Here is a 248-nt window from a genome sequence, read left to right as displayed (position 1 = left end):
TCAAGATCACCCTGTCACTATATTCCACCGCCACTTTTGCCATCAGCGGACGCTTCGTTTTATCACGATCACCGCCACAACCCACAACAGTAATAATCTGTTCTCCACCCTGTCGCAATTGCTGGATGGTAGACAATACATTTTCCAACGCATCTGGCGTATGAGCATAATCGACAATCGCAATTCGACCATCCGCCGATATCTGTGTCTCGAACCGCCCCGCTGCTCCGGGAAGCCGACTTAATATC

1 protein-coding gene is annotated in these 248 nt (G+C 50.0%); it reads right to left on the bottom strand.

Features of this window, described 5'->3' with window-relative positions:
- Positions 1-248: glutamate ligase domain-containing protein (locus tag DC366_RS20735; RefSeq protein WP_279305775.1), on the bottom strand; the 248-nt coding region annotated here is incomplete at both ends.

Source organism: Pelagivirga sediminicola (genome assembly GCF_003072125.1).
GTDB classification, from domain to species: Bacteria; Pseudomonadota; Alphaproteobacteria; order Rhodobacterales; family Rhodobacteraceae; genus Roseovarius; species Roseovarius sediminicola.
The sequence above is the reverse complement of the archived record's forward strand: the minus strand, read 5'-3'. Positions and strand labels throughout refer to the sequence as shown.